Origin of the sequence: Prevotella vespertina (genome assembly GCF_009728485.1) — a bacterium.
GTDB lineage: Bacteria > Bacteroidota > Bacteroidia > Bacteroidales > Bacteroidaceae > Prevotella > Prevotella vespertina.
In genome coordinates this window covers 341,967-366,546 of sequence record NZ_VVIQ01000001.1, presented here as the reverse complement: position 1 = coordinate 366,546, position 24,580 = coordinate 341,967, and the positions used below count along the sequence as shown (strand labels likewise).

At 42.8% G+C, this 24,580-nt stretch carries 17 protein-coding genes; 5 read left to right on the top strand and 12 right to left on the bottom strand.

All coding sequences use genetic code 11. The features are described from left to right. Positions 1–23: 23 nt before the first annotated feature. From F0475_RS01320 to miaB, 5 genes are all read right to left on the bottom strand, one after another. Positions 24–1,922, bottom strand: coding sequence for a 2-oxoacid:acceptor oxidoreductase subunit alpha (locus F0475_RS01320; protein WP_009434390.1), 1,899 nt, complete (start codon positions 1,920–1,922; stop codon positions 24–26). Between the two features lie 3 nt (positions 1,923–1,925). After that, positions 1,926–2,315, bottom strand: a complete 390-nt coding sequence (locus tag F0475_RS01315) for a LamG domain-containing protein (protein ID WP_155715051.1) — start codon at positions 2,313–2,315, stop codon at positions 1,926–1,928. 204 nt (positions 2,316–2,519) lie between these two features. Beyond that, on the bottom strand, positions 2,520–3,047 hold the full coding sequence (locus F0475_RS01310) for a hypothetical protein (protein WP_155715050.1): 528 nt from the start codon (positions 3,045–3,047) through the stop codon (positions 2,520–2,522). Positions 3,048–3,348: 301 nt separating this feature from the next. Next, the gene (locus F0475_RS01305) at positions 3,349–5,208 is read right to left on the bottom strand and encodes an ABC transporter ATP-binding protein (RefSeq protein WP_155715049.1); all 1,860 of its coding nucleotides are present in this window, start codon (positions 5,206–5,208) and stop codon (positions 3,349–3,351) included. 33 nt (positions 5,209–5,241) lie between these two features. Next, complete coding sequence (gene miaB / locus F0475_RS01300) at positions 5,242–6,570, bottom strand: tRNA (N6-isopentenyl adenosine(37)-C2)-methylthiotransferase MiaB (protein WP_155715048.1); 1,329 nt, start codon at positions 6,568–6,570, stop codon at positions 5,242–5,244. A gap of 302 nt (positions 6,571–6,872) precedes the next feature. Between miaB and F0475_RS01295 the strand changes: the two genes are divergently transcribed. The 3 genes from F0475_RS01295 (at position 6,873) to F0475_RS01285 (ending at position 9,258) form a co-directional block, all read left to right on the top strand. Continuing rightward, positions 6,873–8,126 carry a peptidase U32 family protein gene (locus F0475_RS01295; protein ID WP_155715047.1) on the top strand — a complete coding sequence of 418 codons (1,254 nt, stop codon included), beginning with the start codon at positions 6,873–6,875 and terminating at the stop codon, positions 8,124–8,126. A gap of 166 nt (positions 8,127–8,292) precedes the next feature. Further along, complete coding sequence (locus F0475_RS01290; protein ID WP_155715046.1) at positions 8,293–8,709, top strand: SufE family protein; 417 nt, start codon at positions 8,293–8,295, stop codon at positions 8,707–8,709. After that, the gene (locus F0475_RS01285) at positions 8,710–9,258 is read left to right on the top strand and encodes an RNA methyltransferase (RefSeq protein WP_009434333.1); all 549 of its coding nucleotides are present in this window, start codon (positions 8,710–8,712) and stop codon (positions 9,256–9,258) included. It abuts the gene before it with no gap. A gap of 175 nt (positions 9,259–9,433) precedes the next feature. Here F0475_RS01285 and F0475_RS01280 read toward each other — a convergent pair whose 3' ends face one another. From F0475_RS01280 to rnr, 3 genes are all read right to left on the bottom strand, one after another. Continuing rightward, entirely contained in the window at positions 9,434–10,435 is a 1,002-nt protein-coding gene (locus F0475_RS01280) for a C1 family peptidase (protein ID WP_199879763.1), read from the bottom strand. Positions 10,436–10,466: 31 nt separating this feature from the next. Continuing rightward, positions 10,467–11,282: a hypothetical protein gene (locus F0475_RS01275; protein WP_155715045.1), complete on the bottom strand. Its 816-nt coding sequence runs from the start codon at positions 11,280–11,282 to the stop codon at positions 10,467–10,469. 363 nt (positions 11,283–11,645) lie between these two features. Next, positions 11,646–13,925: a ribonuclease R gene (gene rnr / locus F0475_RS01270; RefSeq protein ID WP_155715044.1), complete on the bottom strand. Its 2,280-nt coding sequence runs from the start codon at positions 13,923–13,925 to the stop codon at positions 11,646–11,648. An 84-nt stretch (positions 13,926–14,009) separates the two neighbouring features. Between rnr and F0475_RS01265 the strand changes: the two genes are divergently transcribed. Both F0475_RS01265 and F0475_RS01260 read left to right on the top strand, forming a co-directional pair. Further along, the gene (locus tag F0475_RS01265; protein ID WP_155715043.1) at positions 14,010–14,999 is read left to right on the top strand and encodes an NAD-dependent epimerase/dehydratase family protein; all 990 of its coding nucleotides are present in this window, start codon (positions 14,010–14,012) and stop codon (positions 14,997–14,999) included. An 81-nt stretch (positions 15,000–15,080) separates the two neighbouring features. Next, positions 15,081–16,052, top strand: a complete 972-nt coding sequence (locus tag F0475_RS01260) for a phosphatase PAP2 family protein (protein ID WP_009434399.1) — start codon at positions 15,081–15,083, stop codon at positions 16,050–16,052. A 531-nt stretch (positions 16,053–16,583) separates the two neighbouring features. Here F0475_RS01260 and F0475_RS01255 read toward each other — a convergent pair. The 4 genes from F0475_RS01255 to F0475_RS01240 all read right to left on the bottom strand — a co-directional run bounded on the left by F0475_RS01255 (position 16,584) and on the right by F0475_RS01240 (position 24,555). Beyond that, positions 16,584–19,055, bottom strand: a complete 2,472-nt coding sequence (locus F0475_RS01255) for an outer membrane beta-barrel family protein (RefSeq protein WP_155715042.1) — start codon at positions 19,053–19,055, stop codon at positions 16,584–16,586. 146 nt (positions 19,056–19,201) lie between these two features. Continuing rightward, positions 19,202–21,223, bottom strand: a complete 2,022-nt coding sequence (locus F0475_RS01250) for a glycoside hydrolase family 97 protein (protein WP_155715041.1) — start codon at positions 21,221–21,223, stop codon at positions 19,202–19,204. A 20-nt stretch (positions 21,224–21,243) separates the two neighbouring features. Then, positions 21,244–22,476 carry a glycoside hydrolase family 71/99-like protein gene (locus F0475_RS01245; RefSeq protein ID WP_009434388.1) on the bottom strand — a complete coding sequence of 411 codons (1,233 nt, stop codon included), beginning with the start codon at positions 22,474–22,476 and terminating at the stop codon, positions 21,244–21,246. Between the two features lie 513 nt (positions 22,477–22,989). After that, positions 22,990–24,555 (bottom strand): RagB/SusD family nutrient uptake outer membrane protein, encoded by a 1,566-nt coding sequence (locus F0475_RS01240; protein ID WP_009434328.1) that lies wholly within the window; start codon positions 24,553–24,555, stop codon positions 22,990–22,992. Between the last annotated feature and the right edge of the window lie 25 nt (positions 24,556–24,580).

The window sequence follows — 24,580 nt, the reverse complement described above, 5'->3', positions numbered from 1 at the left end:
TAAAGAAGTTATGTTTAGGGGTCTTACTGCAATATCTTTGTATAGAACGTACCACTCTCTTCCTTTGGTAATGGAGCCTTAAGGAGTTTCTCAAACGTTGCAACTAATTCCGTAACAACGAAAGGCTGTCCCTTTACTTGGTTGTACTGATAAGGAGCAAAATGGTTGATACGAATACGTAGAAGGGCTGCTAACTGACCAAGGTTCTGTTCGGCAACCACCACCTTCTTGTATCTTCCCAGTACTTCTGCCGTATTCTTTGGCAGAGGGTTGATGTACTTGAATTGTGCCAAGGCTACCTTATTACCCTTACGACGCAACTCTTCCATTGCAGAATACAAGTGACCATAGCTACTACCAAAGCCTACTATGAGCAAATCGGCGTCTTTCTCATCACCAAGCACCTGTAGGTCGGGTACAGGAATACGTGCCACTTTATCCCAACGAAGCCTATCCATCTTGTCATGATTCTCTGGATCGGTTGAGATACTACCCGTTTCTCCATCCTTCTCCAATCCTCCTAGGATGTGTGTATAGCCCTCTGTGCCTGGTATCGCCCAGTAACGTGCGAGCGTCTCTGGGTCACGCTTGTAAGGAGTGTACTTATACTTCTGTTCCTCTGTAGCATAATGTGGATGAATCTCGGGCAGCTCTTCGATGTCAGGTAACTTCCACGCAGAAGAGCCGTTAGCAATGAATGCATCGGTCAAGAGCACTACTGGCGTCATATGTTCCAATGCTATCTTACATGCGTGATACGCTGCATCGAAGCAATCAGTGGGACTTGTGGCTGCAATAACAGGCATTGGGCTTTCACCGTTACGCCCATAAAGCACCTGCAAGAGGTCGGTCTGCTCACTCTTAGTTGGTAAGCCGGTAGACGGACCACCACGCTGTACGTCGATAATCACCAATGGAAGCTCATCAATAAGGGCTAGATTTATTGCCTCACTCTTTAGACAGATACCTGGACCAGAGGTTGATGTAGCAGCTAAAGCACCTGCAAAAGCAGCACCGATAGCCGATGCGCAACCTGCAATCTCGTCTTCGCATTGCACCGTTGTGACGCCCATTGACTTGTGTTTAGCCAATTCGTGGAGGATATCTGTTGCTGGAGTGATAGGATAAGAACCCAAGAATAAACGCAAGCCAGCCTTCTCTGCTGCTGCCATCAAGCCGTAGGCAGTCGCCTTGTTACCCGTGATATCCATATAGCGACCCGCTTCCTTCACCTTAGACTCTATGCGGTAAGTGTTCGGAACAGACGCATGTACGTTGTGACCATAGTCATATCCAGCTCTTACAACACGTTTATTGGCTTCGGCAACAGCTGGTTTCTTCTTGAACTTAGCCTCTAGGAAACTATCTACTAAGCTCAAATCACGATTGAAAAGCCAGCAGACAAGTCCCAAAGCAAACATATTGCGGCACTTTAACATGGACTTATTATCCATGCCAGTATCAGCCAAACACTCCTTCACCATCTTTGTTATAGGGCAAGCAACCACTCTATCGGGGTCGATACCCATCTCACCTAGATAGTCATCACTGCGGAACTCTGCCTTTTGGAGGTCTTTCGCACCAAAGGAATCGGTATCAATAATGATGGTTCCATTCGGTTTGCAATGCCTGTACTGCATCTTCAGTGCTGCCGCATTCATGGCTACGAGCACATCACAACGGTCTCCCGGTGTATATACCTTGCCTGCACCAACATGCACCTGAAAGCCACTCACACCCGTTAACGAGCCTTGCGGGGCACGGATATCAGCTGGATAATCAGGGAACGTAGACACTCCATTACCCACAGTTGCGGATATTGTTGTGAAGATGTTACCGGCTAACTGCATTCCATCCCCCGAATCCCCGGAGAAGTGAACGACCACATTATCAAGCTCTTTAACTTCGATTTGTTCTTCCATAGATTATTTCCTTTTGTTTATGTTAGTTTTATCTCTTTGGTAAACACGTATCCAATCTATCTCCATTTGGTATGTATGAGTAGTATCAACGGGCTTTGCCCAAGAACCGTCACCCACTGATTGGTTAAGTATCAGATAGAAATCGGACTTGTCAAAAGGCCATTGTTCTGGATTATCTGGCTCTTTCTTGTATTGAATATCAGGCAACGTGCCATCTGGCTGATTAAATTCATCATTAAAGATAAGCTTATATTCCGAGCCAGAGGATAAGCGGTCAGTTGTCGAAGTAGGCGTATCCTTTCCTCGACTTGACAGCTGCGCAAAGACGTTCAACACGGATAATACCATTAGAAGTAAGACCACCGTGCGGCGCTTGTTCTCCTTATCTAACATGGTTTTTAGTTGCTCTTTCTGTTTACGTTAGTATATCTAAGGGCAAAAGTGCGAAATATTATCGAGAAAACAAAATGTTTTTCAAAGAAAAACACATTATTTACGAACATCGCTACTAGATTGAGTTTCCATAGCACATAGGGCTGACAAATTCCCTTACAGGAAGTCATGTCAACCCTAAGATTTACTTACTTTAAATCGAGCTTACTTCAGAACGAATCCATAAGAGACATAGAACACTGCCTTATCTTTGTTTAGGTCGCTACGATAGTCATTGTATCTAACGCCTAAACCAAGCTCTGAACGAATGCTACCGCTACTTTTCCTAACGTAAATTCCACCTTGATAATACATGTAGCCGCGGTTATGTCCACCGCCAATGGTGTGCCCTACGCTTACTCGAGGCTGTACGAGCAGACTAAATACATTACCAGATGCAATAGAAATCTTACCAATATCATATTCAACTTGCCCACCAAAGGTAGTGAGTAAATCGTGTGTCTTAATCCCTTGAGACTTCATTAAGGTAACGGCTTCTTCGACTCTCAAGCCTGCAGAAAGCCTCTTCGTAACATCATAAGTGGCAGAGATATGAGGGGTTACAATCTTATATGACTTACCACCCAAGCCCAAATCTGTGGCGAAAGTCACGTTAAACTTACTCGTTTGAGCACGACTAACACTTACGCAAGTAGCCAATAGTACAAGCATTAAAAGGATTTTCTTTTTCATAAGCCAAGCTGTTTAAATGTATATCAAGATTAGTTATCTATTTTATATATTAGTATTGCTTGCAAATATAGATATTATTTCTTTTACTTGCAACTCATGTTAGGTATTTCTTTAAAACACATATCTTCATTAATAGCAATCAAGAGGATAAAAAGAAAGAGAGGCTTTCCTCCATTGAAGGAAAGCCTCTCTTCATAGCAAGGAGACGCTCTTCTCACATCAAAGAAACGCCCTCTTCATTTGTAAATAATACTATGCATTCTCCCATCCATTCGACAATAAGCCTTGGAGAGGGGGCTTTTTATATCTCCTGCATATCGTGCAACTTCTTATAATAACCATTCATCTCCATCAGTTCGTCATGCGTTCCTCGCTCTACAATCTCGCCCTCGTGCATCACACATATCTCATCAGAATTCTTGATAGTAGATAGTCGGTGCGCCACAGCAATGGTCGTTCTCGTTCGCATCAACTTATAGAGAGCATCTTGAACAAGGCGTTCGCTCTCAGTATCCAACGCCGATGTAGCCTCATCGAGGATAAGAATTGGAGGATTCTTGAGGATGGCGCGCGCTATACTCACACGTTGGCGCTGCCCCCCCGAAAGCCTTCCTCCACGATCACCGATGTTTGTGTCGTAACCTTTCTCACTATGCGTAATGAAGTCATGGGCGTTAGCTATCTTCGCAGCATCCTCTATTGCCTCATCAGAAGCAGTCACTCCGAAGGAGATGTTGTTCTTAAAACTATCGTTGAAGAGGATTGCCTCTTGGTTTACATTACCTATCAACTGGCGTAAGTCATGCACTCCTAGATCCTTCACGTTGATTCCGTCAATGAGAATCTCACCCTTCTGAACATCGTAATAACGTGGTATAAGGTCTAAGAGAGTGGACTTTCCGCTACCACTCTGCCCCACCAAAGCTATGGTCTTACCCTTTGGAATCACCAAGTTGATGTCCTTCAATACCCAATGCAAGACTGGATTGCCGTCTTTATCCTTCTCATCTGCATAAGCAAAGCTAACATGTCGGAACTCAATCTCATGCTCGAATGATTTGAGATGGACTGGGTTTTCACAGTCCTTGATGTCTACCTCCGCTTTAAGAATCTTATCCACACGTTCCATGGAAGCAAGTCCTTTAGGGATATTATAGCCTGCACGAGAGAATTCCTTTAGTGGATTAAGTATGCTATAAAGGATGACAAGATAGTAAATAAAGGTTGGTCCGCTGATAATTGGGTACTGTCCGAGTACCAAAGTACCACCAAACCAGAGTACAACAACAATCATCACTGTTCCTAAGAACTCACTCATCGGGTGCGCCAGTTGCTGACGAATATTCACACGCATGATGTCGTTGCGGTAAGAAGTATTCACTTTGTTGAAGCGTTCATTCATAAGTCCTTCGGCACAAAAGGCTTTGATGACCCTTAAACCACCCAGTGTCTCTTCAACCTGGCTCATGGTATCACTCCAAAGACCCTGTGCTGTAATGCTATTCTGCTTTAGTTTACGTCCAACATAGCCCATGAACCATCCAAAGATAGGGACAAAAAGAAGAGTGAAGAGCGTTAACTGCCAGGATATTATTAATAAGGTGGTAAAGTAAATGACGATAAGTACAGGGTTCTTAAATAACATGTCGATAGAAGACATGATGGAGTTGTCTATCTCCTGCACGTCTCCACTCATCCTTGCGATTATGTCTCCCTTACGTTCCTCACTAAAGAAGCCAAGTGAAAGAGAGGTTATTTTCTGATAGAGTTGATTACGTATGTCACGTACAACTCCTGTACGAATTGGAATGATAGAAGCCGATGATAAGAAGTAAGCACCCGTCTTTAAGAAGGTCATGAAAGCGAGTATCAGACCTATAATTAATAATGTGGTAGTTGGTCCAACACTGGTTATAAAGATCTGTGTATAGTAATCAGCATTATTGGACAGAACCTCCTTTATTGACCCAGCATCCCATGACATGTAATGCGTTGCACCTGTTCCTGCATCCACCTTAAACAATATTTGGAGCAAAGGAATCAGTGTTGCAAAGGAAAAGATATTGAGTATTGCCGATAAGATGTTGAATATTATCGACAAGAAAAGATACTTCTTATAAGGTGGAACGAACCTCCGTAATACGTGTAGAAACTCTCTCATAAGTGTTTTGTCAGCTTATCCCATTTTCTAATTTTACACTTCTTCACCAAATAAAGTGGCACTAGTTGAGCCTGTTATACGTACTCGAACGAACTCTCCGATGTGATGATTACCACGTGCAATAACGACTGCTTTGTTTTGAGGAGTGCGTCCCATAAGTTGCTCGCGACTTCGTTTTCCAAAGCGTTCGATGAGGATTTCAAACTCTTTCCCCTCATCCTTCTTGTTCTGTTCAGCAGAGATTTCGGTCTGAAGGCGTATCAATTCATTCAAACGACGAATCTTCTCATCTTCTGAAACATTGTCGGGAAGGTGCTTTGCAGCGTATGTTCCTGGGCGTTCTGAGTATTTGAACATAAAAGCGGAATCGAATCCAACCTCACGCATTAACGACAAGGTCTCTTGATAATCAGCCTCTGTTTCATCGTGATAACCGATGAAAATGTCTGTTGTTAACCCACAATCAGGAATGAGACGACGTATTGCCTCTATCTTACTTAAGTAGTCTTCACGAGTGTACTTACGGTTCATTAACCTCAAGACTTTATTGCTTCCACTCTGTGCGGGGAAGTGTATATGATTACAGAGGTTCGGTTCCGACGCTACTGCCTCGATAATATCTACGGTCATATCTTCTGGGTTAGAAGTAGTGAAGCGAACGCGCATGTCTGGCACACTTTGAGCCACTTTACGCAAGAGTTCTGCGAATGATGTGCCATTTTCGGGGCGTTTCCCGTTTGGCAAAAGACCATAGGAATTAACGTTCTGACCCAATAGCGTCACCTCCTTAAAGCCCTTATCATGCAAGTCCTTAACCTCCTTCAAGATACTTTCCACATCACGAGAACGCTCTCTACCACGCGTGAATGGAACGATACAATAGTGGCAGAAATTATTGCAACCACGCATGATGCTGACAAATCCCGATACACGGTTTCCACCGAAGCGTTGCGGTATTACGTCTCGATAAGTCTCTGTTGTTGATAGCTCGATATCTAATGCGTTGTTCCCATTCTCGCATTGCGCAATCATGTCGGGGAGGTTTAGATAAGAGTCAGGACCGCATACTAAGTTAGCAAAATGGTTCTGAATAAGATCGTCCCTAACGCGTTCTGCCATACATCCCAATACACCCAGAATGAGCTTGCGACCCTTCTTCTGCTCTGCATGTAAGGTGTCCAAGCGATGATAAATCTTGTTTTCTGCATTCTCACGAACCGAGCATGTGTTCAAGAAGATAGCGTCTGCTTCATCTTCATTATCGCATACATCGTACCCAGCCATCTTCATTACAGAGGCAACCACTTCAGAGTCTGCCACGTTCATCTGGCATCCGTACGTCTCAATATATAGTTTTTTCATACCTTTCTAACCGATAAAAATCAGCTTGCAAAGATACTAAAAAGATTGTAGATAGTCGAAGAACAGCCTGACTATTTGACCTTTAGAACCGACGAAAATAGGCTTTTTACAAAAGTTACAAAGTCCTTTACGCCCTTTATCGGATATTTTCTGTACCTTTGCAAAGTGATTATTCTCAGTAAAAGAGATTACTTTATAAGGAGTTGCTCATCAGTATCTACATAACACCTTAGCGAGGTATTACATAAAAGGAAACAAACACCTTACTAACTGATAGCACCCAGTTCAAGATAATAAACATAATGGATAAGAATATAAACGACTTTGAAATAATGGCACCCGTTGGCTCTCGTGAGTCATTGGCGGCTGCTATACATGCTGGAGCAAACTCTGTTTACTTCGGAATAGGTAAGTTGAACATGCGTTCCCACTCTGCTAATCACTTCACAATAGACGACCTTAAGGAGATAGCAGAGACTTGCAACGCACAGAACATCAAGACTTATCTAACGGTAAACACGGTTATCTATGGTGAAGACATTACAACGATGCACGAGATTATAGACGCTGCTAAGGATGCAAATATCACTGCCGTCATAGCGAGCGATGTAGCTGTAATGATGTATTGTAGGCAAGTTGGCGTTGAAGTCCACCTCTCCACCCAATTGAATATATCAAATATTGATGCCTTAAAGTTCTATGCGCAATTTGCAGATGTAGCCGTTTTGGCACGCGAACTGAACATGGATCAGGTAAAGGAGATACACGAACAGATTATAAAACAGAACATTTGTGGACCTAAAGGACAGCCTATTCGCATAGAGATGTTCTGTCATGGAGCCTTCTGCATGGCTATCTCTGGCAAGTGTTATATGAGTCTTCACGATGCCAACAGATCGGCTAATCGTGGTGAATGTGTGCAGATTTGCCGTCGTAGTTATACGGTAACTGATAACGAAACAGGCAACCAGTTGGAGATAGACAATAAGTATATAATGAGTCCAAAAGACCTTAAGAGCGTTCGATTCATTGATAAGATGATGGATGCTGGAGTACGTGTCTTCAAGATAGAAGGTCGTGCTCGTGGACCCGAATATGTACACACTGTGGTCACTTGTTATCGAGAGGCAATACAGAGCGTATTGGATGGAACCTTCACAGAAGAGAAGAAAGACAAGTGGGACGAACGCTTATCTACAGTCTTCAATCGCGGTTTCTGGGATGGCTACTATCAGGGTCAGAAGATGGGAGAATGGACCAAGGAATATGGTAACAAGGCTACTGAAAAGAAAGTTCTCATCGGTAAGGTGATGAAGTACTTCTCGCGTCTTGGCGTTGCAGAAATAGCCGTTGAAGCCAACACCTTCGCAAAGGGTGACAAGCTACTCATCACTGGTAACACCACTGGAGCTATGTTCCTCAATGCTGAAGAGATACGTTATGACCTCAAACCAGTGGATGTTGCAGAGCAAGGATGGCGTGTGTCTATCCCCGTTCCAGATAAGGTTAGACCGAATGATAAGCTGTTTAAACTAATCAAGAGTGCCAAGAATTAAGGAATGAAAGGGCGTTAAGACAAATGTTCTTGATGGTACATTAAGGATATACAAGGCTACAATACCGATTCTTGGTATAGTAGATTGAAACACATCAAGCCGCTTTACACTTGTCTTAACTCCCTTTTCTCCTTCACTCCTACCACTCCTTTAAATAAAAGAAACTATGACAATAAACGAAGCGCAAGATGCAGTAATAGAAGAGTTCAGCGACTTCTCCGATTGGATGGACAAGTATCAGATGTTAATCGACCTAGGTAATGAGCTTGAACCATTGGCTGAACAGTATAAAAACGAGCAGAATCTCATAGACGGATGTCAAAGTCGTGTATGGCTCCAATGCGATAATGTCGATGGCAAACTGGTGTTTACAGCTGATTCAGATGCGCTTATCACGAAAGGTATTATCGCTCTTTTGATTCGCGTTCTAAGTCATCATACCGCACAAGAGATTATAGATTCCGACCTATACTTCATTGATAAGATAGGCTTGAGACAGCATCTTTCACCTACAAGAAGCAATGGTTTGCTGTCAATGGTTACTAAGATCAAAGCCTATGCGGTTGCTTTTAGTATGAAATAAATGCGCAAGTTACGTACAATAGAGATGAGTCGGCTCTCCATTGAGGAGTTTAAAGAAGCCGAGAAGTTGCCTCTCATCGTCGTTCTAGACGATGTGCGGTCATTATATAATGTAGGAAGTGTATTCCGTTCAGCCGATGCTTTTCGTATAGAAGCCATCTATCTATGTGGTATAACGGCTACTCCTCCTAATGCCGAGATACATAAGACGGCTTTAGGAGGTGAAGATTCGGTTGATTGGAAATACTTTGAACGGACAGAAGATGCCGTTGAAGATTTGCATAAGAAGGGTGTTTTCGTTTATAGCGTAGAGCAGGTTGAACATTCAACAAAGCTCCATACGCTCAATCTCAATGCTGAATCGACTACAAACAACAGCCATTATGCCATCATCATGGGCAATGAGGTGAAGGGCGTAAAACAATCTGTTGTTGACATGAGTGATGCTTGCTTGGAGATACCACAGTTCGGAACGAAGCACTCTCTGAATGTTAGTGTGACCGCAGGAATCGTTATCTGGGAGTTTGCAAAGCAACTCTTTACTAAGTAATAAGCCTCATCTATCCAACAAACGACGCTCATCAATAATACTGATAAGCGTCGTTTGTTGTTATTTTTAACCTATTTTTATTCTATTATTAGATTATTTTCGTCTACTTTTTAATCTATTTTTAATTCCAAGGAAAAGTTTTCTCCATGATAAAGAGGCTTTTCGCAGTAGATAACTATAGGTTAGTTCCCACCAAGGCAATGGTCTTCATATAGACATAAGGCTCACTCAAGAACATGAAACCATGGTAAGGATTGTCCGTGCCCCAGCTATTTTTACAAAGAAAGAAGCGTTTACCATGCTGGTCATGGGCTATTCCAACAATCTCCATACAATGGTCGTCAGTTGTTTGAAAGTGCTCAAACGCTTCCTGTCTGTCCTTTTCTGTCCATTGCCGAGCCTCATCATCCAACACTGCATATCCATGTTCAAAGGAGAAGAGGGGCTCTGAGACGTCACCTTCCCAGCACACGGGATGCTCTTTCTTCAGGCTATTTACAATGCAGGGGATGATGTCTTTTGCTGGAATATTTAGGAAGGTATCGTGGAAATAATTATCTGGAACTTCTAAAGGAAAGCTCTCATGCAATGGATGATGTAGGAAACTCGTTACCGCTGTGTACTCATCTGGCATACAAACGCTGCGTGCAAACTCGTAAGGAGTGTATCGCACACCAAACATAAAGACCTGTTTTGGTAAAGTTCCGATACTCTTATCCAAGAGTTCGTCAACCTTCTTCGAACGATCAAGACGCCTACAAAGGACATTATAGTCCATATCTGGCTCACTATGATAGGCATCATAATGCTGTAAACCATAGGTTTTGATGAGGTCAAGTGTCATTGTACTCATACCACGAGTGGTGATGGGTCGCTCTAAACGAGCCACTCTCTTCGGTAGAAATTGGCGTTTTCTAGCCTGCTCATATAGGTACATTCGAGCCACATAATCGGCACTTAGATTGACAGAATCACCTTGTATGATATGCTCTGACTCAATCGTTGCAAGCATAGCATAGACCCAACAAAGTGAACTGGAGCCTTGATTCTTCACGGGGGAAGTAGGAAGTAAGAGGTCAATGGTGAACTTCTCCTTTGGAAAACTACGTTTTTTTGCCCCTTGCGAACAACTAACAATAAGCAAGGGAAGCATGAATAAATAAAGAATTTTCCTCATTTTACATTTCAATTATTGGTAGTCTGGTGCCCTAGTATTCTATCATCTTTTCCCAAGCAGCAACTACTTCCTTATCTAAAGGAGGGACAGAAGCGGGAATAGAGAACGTCCATACATGGTTTTTCTCCTTCTTTATCTGTTTGAGTTCAGCCTCTGTTATCGTCATTCTATCCGATACATAGAACTCACTCCATACATCAATACGATCGTCAACATCCTCTCCTCGATAACGAGCAAAGAAGGTTTGATGCTTTTGGAAGGCGTTAAGAGCATAATTAGAAAGGTAAGTTTCACTCTCATCAAATTGTGTCATACGAGCAACGATACCATACATACGCAACTGACTCATATCTATTTCATGGTTAGGTTGCCCCACTAACTCATCCATCTCGATAGTTGTCAGCAATTCAGTCTGCCCTTTTATCTTCTGTTTGTCATGCGTTATTTTACCGCACTTATCCGCCCATCGATACACATCTCCATTGTTCCTCGTTGAATACTCTTCGCTATTTATACTCTCAATAAGCGTTTGTCGCTCTAGATTTGGCAGTGACATCCGCACAAAGGTATCGTCACCATTGGCTTTCGGAGCCTTTCGACGACGCTCACCAAGGAACTTTCTATCAATAAAAGGCGACTTCTTTTTATTGTCAGAGTTGCCTGCTATGGAGTCAGATACGGGTATATAGAACTCCATCATACCATCTACAAAATAAGAGAGCATGCTATTTGTCGCCTGATAAACACGATAATAACCCTTTAAACGAGTGTATCTCTGCTCTTGCGCATGCGCTATTAGAACAAAGAAAACGCCGAGTAAGAGTAGAAATAGTCGTTTGTTACACATAAAATAGAATCATTTTTCTGTCTTAACTCATAATTCATAATTCAAAATCCATCATTGTGCTTACCATTGTTAAGCTCTCATTAAATTGAAAGTAACCCCACGCTGTAGGGACAGACGCCCTCGCCTGGACTCCCCACCCAGCCTCCCCTAAGGGAAGGAGTGCCTAACGGGAACCAGTTAGGATAGGTGTTTTCTTGTCCAAGAGATGCCACATCCAACAGAACTAACAACTTGTCTACACGTCAACTCGTGTACTTGTCAACTCTACCTAACAACTTGTCTACACGTCAACTCGTGTACTTGTCAACTCGAAGTAATCCCAATTTTGAATTGTGAATTATGCATTTTGAATTAGAGAAAGCCTTATCTTCTCCGCCTTCTTTCCTTCTTCTTCCTATCTTTTGGTTGCTCCTTTACAGGTTGTTGGGGCATCTTCACGGGTCGACCATCATCTAGTGTGAAGTCGAGCTGTTTGCGTTCTAGGTTCGCTTTAGCCACCTTTATACGGATAGGATCACCCAGTTGATAAACGTGATGACGGCGTCGCCCTACTAGACAATAGTTCTTTTCGTCGAAGTCGTAGTAGTCATCATCAAGGTCACGCATTGGTATCATGCCTTCGCAATGGTTCTCATCTATCTCTGCATAGATACCGAAGCTCTGGATACCTGATATATGTGCATCGTAACACTCACCGATGTGTTCGCCCATAAACTCAACCATCTTATACTTGATGGAGTCGCGTTCTGCATTCTGCGCAACCAATTCCATATCCGAACAATGCTCACACAACTCTTCATAGTGATCCTTGTTTGCAGAACGACCACCATTCTGGTAACGTGTTATCAAGCGATGCACCATGGTGTCGGGATAGCGACGAATAGGCGAAGTAAAGTGTGTGTAGTAATCAAAAGCTAGTCCGAAGTGCCCAATGTTATGCGTTGTATACTTCGCTTTCATCATCGATCGCAGGGCAATCGTTTGTATCACCTTCTCTTCGCGAGTACCTTGTACCTCATCCATGAGCTTGTTCAACGCACGAGCTGTAGCCCCCTTCGTACTCGAAGACTTAAGTTTATAACCGAACTTAGCACTGAATTCACGTAGATTCTCAAACTTCTGAGGGTCTGGATTATCGTGAACTCGATAAGGGAGAGTCTTTGCTTTCTTGCCTTTAACGGTCTTTCCAATGCTTTCCGCTACTGTTTTATTAGCAAGGAGCATAAATTCTTCTATCAACTTGTTGGCATCTTTCGATCGTTTGAAGTAACAACGGAGCGGCTTACCAGTGTTATCTACATCGAAATGGAGCTCTTCTGAATCGAACTTAACGCTTCCGCCCTTGAAACGACGTGCTCTAAGAAGTTTTGCCAAGCGGTCTAGTGTAATGATTTCTTCGGCATATTCACCCTTATAACCATCCTTCCCTGGCTTTGGGGCAGGCTCTCCTGTACCATCAACAACACCATTATCTTCCAGTAATTGCTGTGCCTCTTCATAAGCGTAACGCCTATTCGACTTGATAACGGTGTGTACAATGCGGTAAGCCTTTACATTTGCGTCATTATCAAGATTGAAGATACAACTGAAAGCGAGCTTCTCCTCATTGGGACGCAACGAACAAATGAAATTACAAAGACGCTCTGGAAGCATTGGAATAGTGCGATCCACAAGATAAACAGAGGTCGCTCTCTGCTGTGCCTCACGGTCAATTATGTCGCCTTCTTTGACATAATGCGATACATCTGCTATATGTACACCAACTTCCCAAAGCCCTTCCTTCTCTAGTCTTCGTATAGAGAGAGCATCGTCAAAGTCCTTTGCATCCTTTGGATCTATCGTACAAGTCCACACGTCACGGAAGTCTTCTCGCTCCTTAAAGTCCTGCTCTGTGATCTTAGCACTTATCTTTTCGGCAGCATCCTCGACGCGTTTAGGATACTTATAAGGCAATCCGTATTGCGCAAGAATGGTGTTCATCTCAACGTCATTATCACCAGCTGCACCCAAGACATCGACTACCTCGCCCATAAGGTTCTTGTGGTTTGCGTCAGGCCATTGTGTTATCTTCACCAAAGCACGGTCACCTGTAGTTCCACCACGCAACTTCTTCTTAGGAATTAGTATGTCATGGATAAAGAGATTCTCCTGAGTTACAAGGAAGGCAATGTCCTTCTCCACTCTTAACTTGCCTACGAAGGTGTCTTTCTTGCGCTGCAATATCTCGATGACCATTGCCTCCTTAATATGATTCTGGCGTCTTGCCATGTACTGCACTTTGACATGATCGCCATTTAAAGCAGCCATCGAATTACGCTCGGAGACGAATACAGGAGTGCCACCATCGTCTGGTTGAAAGGTATTCTTTCCATTAGCTTTGCGAATGAAAGTACCTTCTTGCACCTGTCCCTTTGTATTGAGAGTATAGGCACTATCGCCTACCTTTGCAAGAAAGTCGTCCCATGCCATCTCTTCCATCACATCAATTGCTAACATCTTAGCCGGATGTGTCTTTAACTTCAAAGCACGGAATATCTCTTTAAAACTATATGTTTCGTTAGGTTGCGACTGAAAGAAAGAAGTCAACTGTTCGGCTAGTTGCTTCTTAGTTAATCGTTTTCCACCTTTCTTATCTTTCGTCATAAATAATGGAATTAGTATGTTTATATATTCGACAAAGTAACGAAAAAGTTTGTATCTTTGCAAACGTTTGCTAAGATATTTTCGATGAATAAGATATTAATAACAGGTGCTTCGGGCTTCATTGGGTCATTTATAGTGGAAGAGGCAATACGTCAAGGATATGAAACCTGGGCTGCCGTGCGTCGCTCGTCATCGAGAGAGTATTTAAGAGATGAGCGCATTCATTTCATAGAATTAGACTTTTCTTCTGTCGATAAATTGACAGAACAGCTTGCAGGACACGCCTTCGACTATGTTATTCACGCTGCTGGTGTGACGAAGTGTTTGCATAAAGCAGACTTCTTCCGCATCAATACGGATGGAACAAACAATCTCGTAAAGGCACTTCAAGCTACTCAACCAGCACTGAAACGCTTTGTCTTCATTTCAAGTCTTAGTATCTTTGGAGCTATCAGAGAGCAACAACCTTACAAGGAGATTGAACCTACGGACACTCCAAAGCCTAATACGGCATACGGACAAAGTAAGTTAAGGGCTGAAGCAATGCTCCCCAATGACTTTCCTTATATTATCCTGCGCCCAACAGGGGTATATGGTCCGAGAGAGAAGGATTACTTCTTGATGGCAAAGAGTATCAAGGGGCACTCCGACTTTGCTGTTGGTTACAAGCAACAAGACATCACCTTCGTCTATGTAAGGGATGTTGTGCAGGCTGTCTTCCTATCGCTTGAGCACGGGAAGGCTGGAAGTGCATACTTCCTAAGCGATGGTAAGGTTTATCAAAGCACCACTTTCAGCGACTTGATACATGAGGAACTGGGCAAACCATGGTGGATTCGCATTACTGCACCTATCTGGTTGCTGCGTATTGTGACCTTCTTTGGCGACCTAATAGGGCATATTACGGGTAAAATATCGGCTCTTAACAATGATAAATATCAGATTCTTAAACAGCGAAACTGGCGTTGTAACATCCAACCAGCTATCGACGAACTGGGCTATCAACCGAAGTATGACCTCAAGAGAGGGGTGAAAGAGACAATTGATTGGTATAAGAAAGAGGGTTGGCTATAGATTAGCTAATTATTATTAGGCTAATTGGACGAATAAGCCTAATAGGGATAATGGGGCTAATAAGTCCAATAACAACAAACAATGAAACGATTCATAACAAACTTATTTAAGCTAGAGAAGAAACCTGTTAAGGGTCTTATGGCATACGAATGGGTGGTAATGGCTTACTTGGTATTGACACTTATCATCACATTCTTCATGTACACCAGCATCAATAACCCACAAGCTATGATCTACGGGCGCATCCGCATCGTTGCTCTCACGGCTGTTATGTGGCTTGTTTATCGCATTGCACCCTGTCGACTAACACGCTTCACACGTGTAGGAGTGCAAATGGCATTACTCGCATGGTGGTATCCTGATACTTACGAGATCAACCGCCACCTCCCAAACCTTGACCATTTAGCAGCTACATGGGAGCAATCTCTCTTCGGATGTCAGCCTGCTTTGCTCTTTGCAAAGGCTCTTCCGGGGCATATCTTCAGTGAGTTATTCGACATGGGATACGCTGCTTATTATCCAATGATAGCTGCAACCGCCGTTTACTACTTCGGTTGGCATTACAAGGAGTTCAATCGTGCTGCCTTCGTCATTCTCTCTTCGTTCTTTATCTATTATGTTATCTTCATCTTCCTACCGGTCGTTGGTCCTACATTCTACTATAAGGCGATAGGCTTACAACAAGCTGCTGCGGGCGTATTCCCTAACTTGCACGATTATTTCAACCATCATCAAGAGTGCTTACCAAGCCCTGGTTATACTGACGGCATATTCTATCACCTCGTTGAAGACGCTAAGGCGGCAGGCGAAAGACCAACGGCAGCGTTCCCGAGTTCGCATGTTGGCGTGAGCACAGTCTGTATGTTGCTCTTATGGCACGACCGCAACTATCGTCTCTTGGCTGTTCTTGCACCGTTCTACATCCTCCTTTGTTGTGCAACAGTATATATTCAAGCACACTATCTCATCGATGCCATCGCTGGCTTCATCACTGCTTGTATCATCTTCGCCATCCTCATGAGACTTTCACGTAATATGATTACAAAGGAGTAAAGACGCTTGACTTTAACCCCTCCCAGCCTCCCCCAAGGGGAGGAGTGCCTAACGGGAGCGAACAATGAGAGGCTTTCTTCAAATTAAAGAAAGCCTTTCGTTGATATGAAGAAAGGCTCTTCTCACATCAAGGAAACGCCCTCTTCAAATGGCAAAGAGTATTCTTTAATTAACTACCATAGACTTATTCCCTCCTTTAAGAAGCTCATCAAGAGGCTTTCTATTATGTATCCAATCCATTAGAAAGGCTTTGAAGACTTTTATACAAGGCTGTACAATCAATTATACAGGTGTGTATAATCAGTTATACAAGCGTGTATAATCAGTTATACAAGCGTGTATAATCCCGTTAACAAAGTATCTTGTGAATGGGAGATATACTATCGAACGAGTAAAAGAGATACTATCGAGTGATTCAAAGAGAGACTATTAAGGCAATGAAAGGGCTGTAACATCATTCGTGTTACAGCCCTTTATGATTTTAATTAATGCCCATTAGGAACATTAATAACGATAAACAAGTACGGAAGATTACATCCCGACACCCATTCCCATGCCGTTCATCTGCTGGTCGTTCTTCTTTTCTTGGAAGTCGTTAGTTATCTTTGTCTCATGACTCTGGTATTGCTTCTTGGTGTTACCAAAGTTCCATGTAAGTGTGAAGGATATCATCTGGGCAGGAATTGAGATGTTCATACGATTCTCAAAGTCGGCTCCATGACTATACTGATTTATCTTTATCTTACCAGTGAATGGCACGAAATACATCAAACTCAAGTCGAGTTTATCCTTAATAAGGCTCTTTGATAGCGTTGTATTAAACATATTAAAGCCGCCGTTATAGCCTTGTAGAGAATACTTCTTCGTCATTCCACCCACGAACATACTCCATTTCAAATCCCAAGGGAAGGTTTGCTGCACACCGAGGAACGTAGTGGCTTGCCATCCATAGTTATGTGCATTGAGTTGTTCCGATCGAATATCTGCATAGTCAACATTGGCTGTTAGCATCAGTCGTGTCTTACTAGTTACAGCGTAATTCATAAATGAACTGAAGTTCGTCCAACGGCTTTTAACGATGTTGCCATACGTGGTATTCAGTATCGAACCATGCATGAATGAGTACTGTTCTATCTGATTATTGGCAAAGTTCTCACCGAGTGTTACGTTGATCATAAACTTCGGTGTGAAGGAGTTGAAGACTACTTTTATGTTGTGACTCTTCTCTACTTGCAAGTCAGGATTACCATAGCTATCGGCGGTCGGGTTGCTTATGTCGTGGTAAGGATTCAGATAACTGATACCTGGTCGACTGATTCGCATAGAATAGTTAACGCCTAAATTCATACCAGCTGATAGGTTGTAAGTAAGGCTGGCAGATGGTACTAGGTTGCCATAGTGCTTCTTGAAGTTGGCACCAGGACCTACTATGAACTTCACGTTCTCCCATGTATGCTCGTAACGAAGCCCTACCTTAGCACCTAACTTACCCATTGTTGCTGCATATTCAGCGTATTCGGCAAGGATGCTCTGCGTGTTCCTATAATTCACACTGTTGTTGGCATTGTAGACATTAGCACCACTTACGATGTCATAAAACTTCGAGTCGGAAGAGTTGCGACGTGCGATAAACTTCAAACCAGTGCTTAAGGTCTGTCCTTTCCCTATTGGTGTGGTATAGTCGACTTGCACTGTATGCTCCGTTCCACGCATCTTCGCCTCTGAATAAAGATCCTTTAATGGAATCGTAACACCCGCTGGTAAGGGATCATAAACACGAAGATTTGTGTTCTCGGCAGGTGTTGTTGAGAAGAGATAACTCAGTGTCAAACTACTTGTGCGAGCCTTATTAAAGAATCGCTGATAGTCTATGCTACCGTTAAAGGAGGTGTTCTTATTCTTCATGGTCATCTCGTTACCATACGAGAAACCTGTTCCGTAAGGACCGCCGGAGAAGGTCGTCATGGGGTGACCATCGTTCTTCATGGTAAAGGAAGTAAGCCCAATGGATGCACCAATATTGCTCATAGAGTCAAGCTCATAGCCCAGACTAAGGTTACCCATGGTGAATGGGATGTGAGTATTGCCCTTTTGACGATAGTCCATACGTGACCCATCACTCGCAGTACGGCTCATCTCGGTCACAGTACCTTTCGACTTTGCTGCGTTATACATGATGTTAGCACTATACGTCAGCTTTCCCTGCTGTCCACTAAGGAACCCAGACGACCGCCACCCCTTGTTTCCTGCAGAGATAGCAAGGTTTCCGTTATATCCATTCATATTAACGGCACTCTTGCCATTAACGCGGTTCATGATGATATTCAGCACTCCGCCTGTTCCTTCGGCATCATATTTAGCACCTGGATTGGTCACTACCTCTATTGATTTAACCGCCGAGGCGGGCATTGACTTGAATATTTGTGAGGGATTGGAAGAGAACATTACGTTCGGTTTACCATCCACATAAACCTTGAAGGAGGACTGTCCATTGACCGAGATATTGTCTTGTCCATCCACAGTTACCATCGGAACCTTACGCAGCATGTCGAGTACTGTGTTCGTCTTAGCGTCATTGTCAGCCTGAACATCATACGACATCTTATCCGTTTCCATCTTAACAAGTGGCTTTTGTGCCACTACCTCCACACCTTTCAACTGCTTCGTATCATCTTGAACCAGCAACTGCCCCAAGTCGATAACGCCTCCTGTGGCTGTAAGTTGCACCTTTCGGAGAACCTCCTTACGCCCCATAGCAGTGAAAGAAACCAAGAAGTTACCCTGCCCTGTTACCTGCTGAGAGAACTTACCATCAATAGCTGTAACCGACATAGCCACTGGTTTATCGCTTTTCTTACCTTTATAAACACGAACAGTAGCGTAGGGTTCCCCCTCATGGGTCAATGAGTCGAGTAGAACTCCCGATATTGTTGAGGTCTGACCATGCACTGCTACAGACATAGTCAATAGTCCAAATGTTACAAATAACTTGTATTTTCTCATATTATTACGTACTAAACGGTGCAAAGATAACAATAAATCACATATAAGGCAAGTATTCCTTACCAAAATAATAACCAAAATCCCTGCCCTTCAAGATGATAAGGCAGGGATGAATATAAGTTTAATAAGCTATAAGCTATTGCTCCTTACGCTTGCTTAATGAGCTGAATTGCAAAGCCACCACTCTTTGCCATGTGTAGTTTCAATACACTATCATGGTTCACAACAAGCTGTTCGATGGTCATTGGATAAGGGTTCTTATCATATTCGGCATCAGGTCCATCCTTATAGATAATAGCCTTATAAGTTGTACCTGGTGCTAGGAAGTCGAGTTTAAGACTGATGTCTCTAGCGTTCTCATCGGTCATTCCACCCACAAACCAGTCCTGGTTATCACGGTTCTGACGTGCAGTAACGATATACTTACCAATCTCTGCCATCGGGATAACCGTCTTCTGCCAGTTAGAAGGCATTGCTTCAATGAAGGTGAAGGCTGGTTGATCCTTGTAATTCTCAATCTCGTCAGCAGCCATCTGCCATGGAGTGTAGATGACAACATACTCGGCAAGCTGCTTAGCAAGCGTTGTGTGTGGATGAGTATGCGCATAAACCTGTCCTTCGAGCTTGAAGATACCAGGCGTGAAGTCGATTGGTCCAGCTAATTGACGTGTGAATGGGAGCACACAAAGATGGTAAGGTGGGTTGCCACCAGCGCCATCCCAAGCATTCCACTCTTGTCCTCTCACACCCTCACTAGCGATGAGGTTGGGGTAAGTACGCTGTAGACCAGTTGGCATAGCAGGCTCATGATTGACCACCATGATGTGGTGTCGGGCTGCAGCCTCAATCACTTTGCGATAGTGACGCACACCATATTGCGAGTGTTGAAGCTCCTTGTTGTCCATAACCTTATTCACATAGCCTGTCTTAATAGCCTTAATTCCCATCTTCTCATAGAGAGAGAAGGCTGCTTCAAGCTGTTCCTCATAGTTCTTTGCGGCACCACCTGTCTCGTTATGAGCAATCAGTGAGACTCCTTTCGACAATGCGTACTTCTGCAAACCATCGAAGTCATAGTCTGGATAAGGCTTTGTGAAGTTGAATTTATCACCTTCCTTACCCCAGTCGTTCTCCCATCCATAATTCCAACCTTCGACTAATACGCCTTTAAAACCATGCTCGGCAGCAAAGTCGATATAGCGTTTTGTATTCTCAGTTGTGGCTCCATGCTTTGGACCAATACCCCATGTGGCATGTTGCATGTGGTAAGTCCACCACACACCAACGTACTTTCCTGTTGTAATCCACGATGTATCCTTAATCTTACAAGGGTCATTAAGGTTTAACATGATGCGGTTTGTTATCAAACCACACACATGGTCTTCTACTGATAACATACGCCAAGGAGAGACGAAAGGTGCTTTTGCACGCACCAAGTCGCCATTTGACCATGGTACTAACTCTGCCTTCAATCGCACATAACCCTCTTTTGCCTCTATCGGCTTGACATTTAATGAAGAGTAATCGGTCAGGTTCGCTTCATGTAACATCATATAAAGGTCTGGCTTAGCCTCTATTGTAACAGGTGTACACACCTTCTGCTTCTTACTCAATGGTGCTTTCGTCCAAAGTCCCTCATAGTAATCGGCATCAAAAGGCAATGTCCATGCCTCAGGGTCACCTTTGAAACAGAACTCTGTAAGCTCATCTGTGATAATGAAGTCGCTTAGGTTCTTCTGTTGTGGGAATACATAACGGAAGCCCATACCATCATCAAAGACACGGAAGACAATGGTCAGCTGGCGTTGAAGTCCTTTCTTCTGTGCTAACTTCATCGTCAATTCGTTATAATGATTGCGTACATCATCTTCTTCTCCCCATGGTTGATGCCACGTTTCATCCTTAGTTGCACGTGAGAAACCTATGAGTCGGAAGTCATTAGACAAGTCGCCATCCTTCAACTTCAACCCAAGTGCCGAATGAAGGAGTATCTCCTCTTTCCCACGATTCAATGAGTAATAAGGACGACCCACATTATCTACACCAGTCGTCAGCGTAATGTTACCTGATGGTGAACTCACTGTTGCTTCCTGCTTAGCCATCATTGCCATTGGCAAGAGCGATAAGCAGACTGCTAAAATGGAGTGTTTTAAAATCTTAGTTTTCATTTATTGAGATATTAATTACCTTATCTTTTACTATTCAAAGTACCAATGATAGCCTTTGCTTCATCCATTTTCAGTTGCACAAGGGCATTATATGCTTCCTTAACCTTAGGATTGTTAGGTTCGGCAACACGTGCCTTATACCATTGATAGATAACTTCGAGGTCGGAAACTGTATACTTCACGCCTGTAAACTTCTGCAACATTTCGAGGTACTTGTAGCCATATTCCAATGTAGGCTCTATCGTTGTACCCTCTCCATAATCGTTCCATGTACTAATCTGAAGGTACTTTAACCCAGCGTTCTTGGCTGCATCTAGCTGGCGTTGGAACAACTTTCCACCCTCAGCATCGTATGTTGTATAACCATTACTGCCCTCACCTTCTTTATAATAGTCATGGAATCCAGGCATAGCACCACCCACAAAACACTTATAGTTCTTAGCTATTGCATAGTTCGGATTGGCATTTACCCATGTATAGACGCCTTGCGCATTGTCTGAATAGCTCGTATTATTAACGCTGCTGAGCTTTCCATCTAATACAAGGAACATCGGTTTTGTGGTCAAGATAGAAAAGACACGATACCAATCCTTCGGTGATTCCATCGTAATTGGACCAAAGTTAAGCAGAAGTGGACGCCCATCTACCTTCACATAACTATCATCCTTGAAGAATGTCTCTGCCAAATAGCGCATATCCTGACGAGCTGTTCCTACCCTATCAGACGCTCCGTCCAATGTACGATCCTCATAGACGACACTCATCTTGAGCCCTGCTCGCTTCAAAGCACGGAACAATGCCTCTGTATTCGACTTGTGTTGAGCAATAGAATTATCGCTATTTACACCATACCAATCGACCATTACACCATCAAGACCTGCATATTTCATCAACAAACATTGATAGTCTAGCACTGCCTCATCGCCACTTGCATACGGACCAATCTGTGGATAATAGTGCGAAGCAATCTCTCTTTTATCATTACCAACCATCTTATTAGGGTCACAATTCTTCATTGTCCAGTGATAACCCCACTTACCTGCATTCTGCGGATTGGACGTTGTTGTCTCAAACCATGGCATGTAATGAGCATAAACCTGCATACTATTAGTCTTCTGGACGGCTAATGGCATCACTTGATGCGCCTCTTGCCTTCCATCCACCTTCTTGGGTGCACCCTCATAACTATCTGCACAAGATGTAAATAAGAGTCCAGCAGTAGCTGCTAAAGTAAGTATTGACTTTAAATCCATATCTTTTTATTCATTATCCATTATGTAATAAGTAATACTGAGATACGTTAAAAGTTATCCTGCCCCTCAACATGTATCGTTAAAAAGAGGAACAAAATTAAACAAAAAAATCGTTTTCTCTTATCTAAAAATAACTTTTAACTATCTCATAATATCATTCTCTTAAATGCTTAAAACACTCTCTTATCATGGTTAAAACACTTGATTCTATCGCTAGAAACAACTGATTAAAAGATTAAAGAGATTGTTCTTACTAAGAAAATAATCTATTTTTGTATCCTTTTTAGTTTAATTTATTTCTATTTTTAATCTATTTTTCAATTATAAAGAAACTCTTTTCCATGATAAGGCAATAAGTTTAGACTCATTAATAAGCCTCATTACTCACAAAAAAGAGCCTTTATAAGATAATTAAGAGCATGAAAAAGCTCCATTTATAAGTATATATTACGATAGAAAACCATCTTGCTTTTCATCCTTATTATATACTTATAATGGAGCTTTCAACGCTTTTTACTGTTGTGAACTATAACCTGGATTCTGCTTCAAATTAGGATTCTTGTTCAGTTCCTCTTGTGGGATAGGATAGATACCAGTGTGATGATCAGCTGGATCAGCTGGTTTCTCCCACCATGCCTGATAGTAGGTACCAAAGCGAATGTTGGTTGTTCGACGAAGATTCTCAAATACAAACTCATGCTTCCACTCGGTATCTAAGTCCTCAAGTGTCAATGTTGTAAGATCGTTGAGACCTGCACGTTTGCGAATCTGATTGATATATGTGAGGGCTGTTGGGGTATAGCCGAGGCGGAAATTACACTCTGCTTGCATCATTAAGATTTCTGCATAACGCATAAGAACCCAATCATTATCACGCTCCCAAGAGTCAGTTGCACTCCACTCATACTTATTTAAACGTGCACCAGCATTCTTTGCTGCATCGGTGAAATTGTCTATTTCTTCAGTATAGTTCAATGGTGAACCATCGTCCATCAATACTTCTGAACCATCTTTAGCACTATACTGCTGACCTATTAACAGACATTGGCGACGAACATCCTTCTCATCAAATGAAGAATAAAGCCCTGGCTGTGCACAAATACCATTACCACACCACTGGTAAACACCAGCTGGATCGAAGGCTAACTTCTGATTGTAATGATAGGTCATACTAGCTAGGTAGTTACCAACAGTACCTTGTTTATGGTCGTAAGGAATAGAGAAGATAATTTCAGGAGACTTCTCATTTTGGATAGCGAAACTGGCTTTATAGTTAGGAGTTAAGCTATATCCTTGAACCTTACTACATGCATCCAAGCAGTCTTGCCAACGCGGAGTTCCTGTGTAAACTTCAGCATTTAGATAGAGACGAGCCAACAAGGTGTTAGCCACATTCTGCGTAAACTTAGCATAAGTAGTACCTGATGGAAGTATTGGAAGTATATCCTTAAGCTCCTTCTCTATAAATGCAAAGACATCCTTACGAGGCGAGTTTGCAGGCAACTCCTTCTGTGTGAAGTCGGTCACGATAGGCACATTTCCAAAACAATCAAGCAAGTTGTAGTAGTAATAAGCACGTAGACCGCGTAGCTCAGCCTCAACTTTTTGCTTGTCTTCAGTGCTTAATCCACTTTGTTCTACTTGATGAATAATAGCGTTAATCTTCGATACTCCGGTGAAGTTATAACGCCATACAGAAAGGATACCCGTGTTCTTTACGTCCCAATTATGACGCTGGAACTGCTGGTAACGACCGCCATCGAACCAGTCAGTACCACGTGTTGGAATACAAGCCTCATCGCTTGAACACTCCTGAGTAAAGAACACGTACTCACAAGTTGGATAACAGATAACACCTGCCCCTTCGGGTGTGTTAGCTCCATAACCACGTAATGTGGCATACGCACCACCGACTATAGTAGCCACTTCTGATGATGTCTTTCCATAGTTGTCTTGCGATACTTTATCATAAAGATGTTCGTTTAGATCGGTGCAAGAAGATAGTGCCAAGAGAAGACCTAAGCCTAAGCATGCCTTCTTAGGGAGCATATTTGATATATTGAAATTCAATCGTTTCATAATAGATAGAATCTTTTAAAGTTAG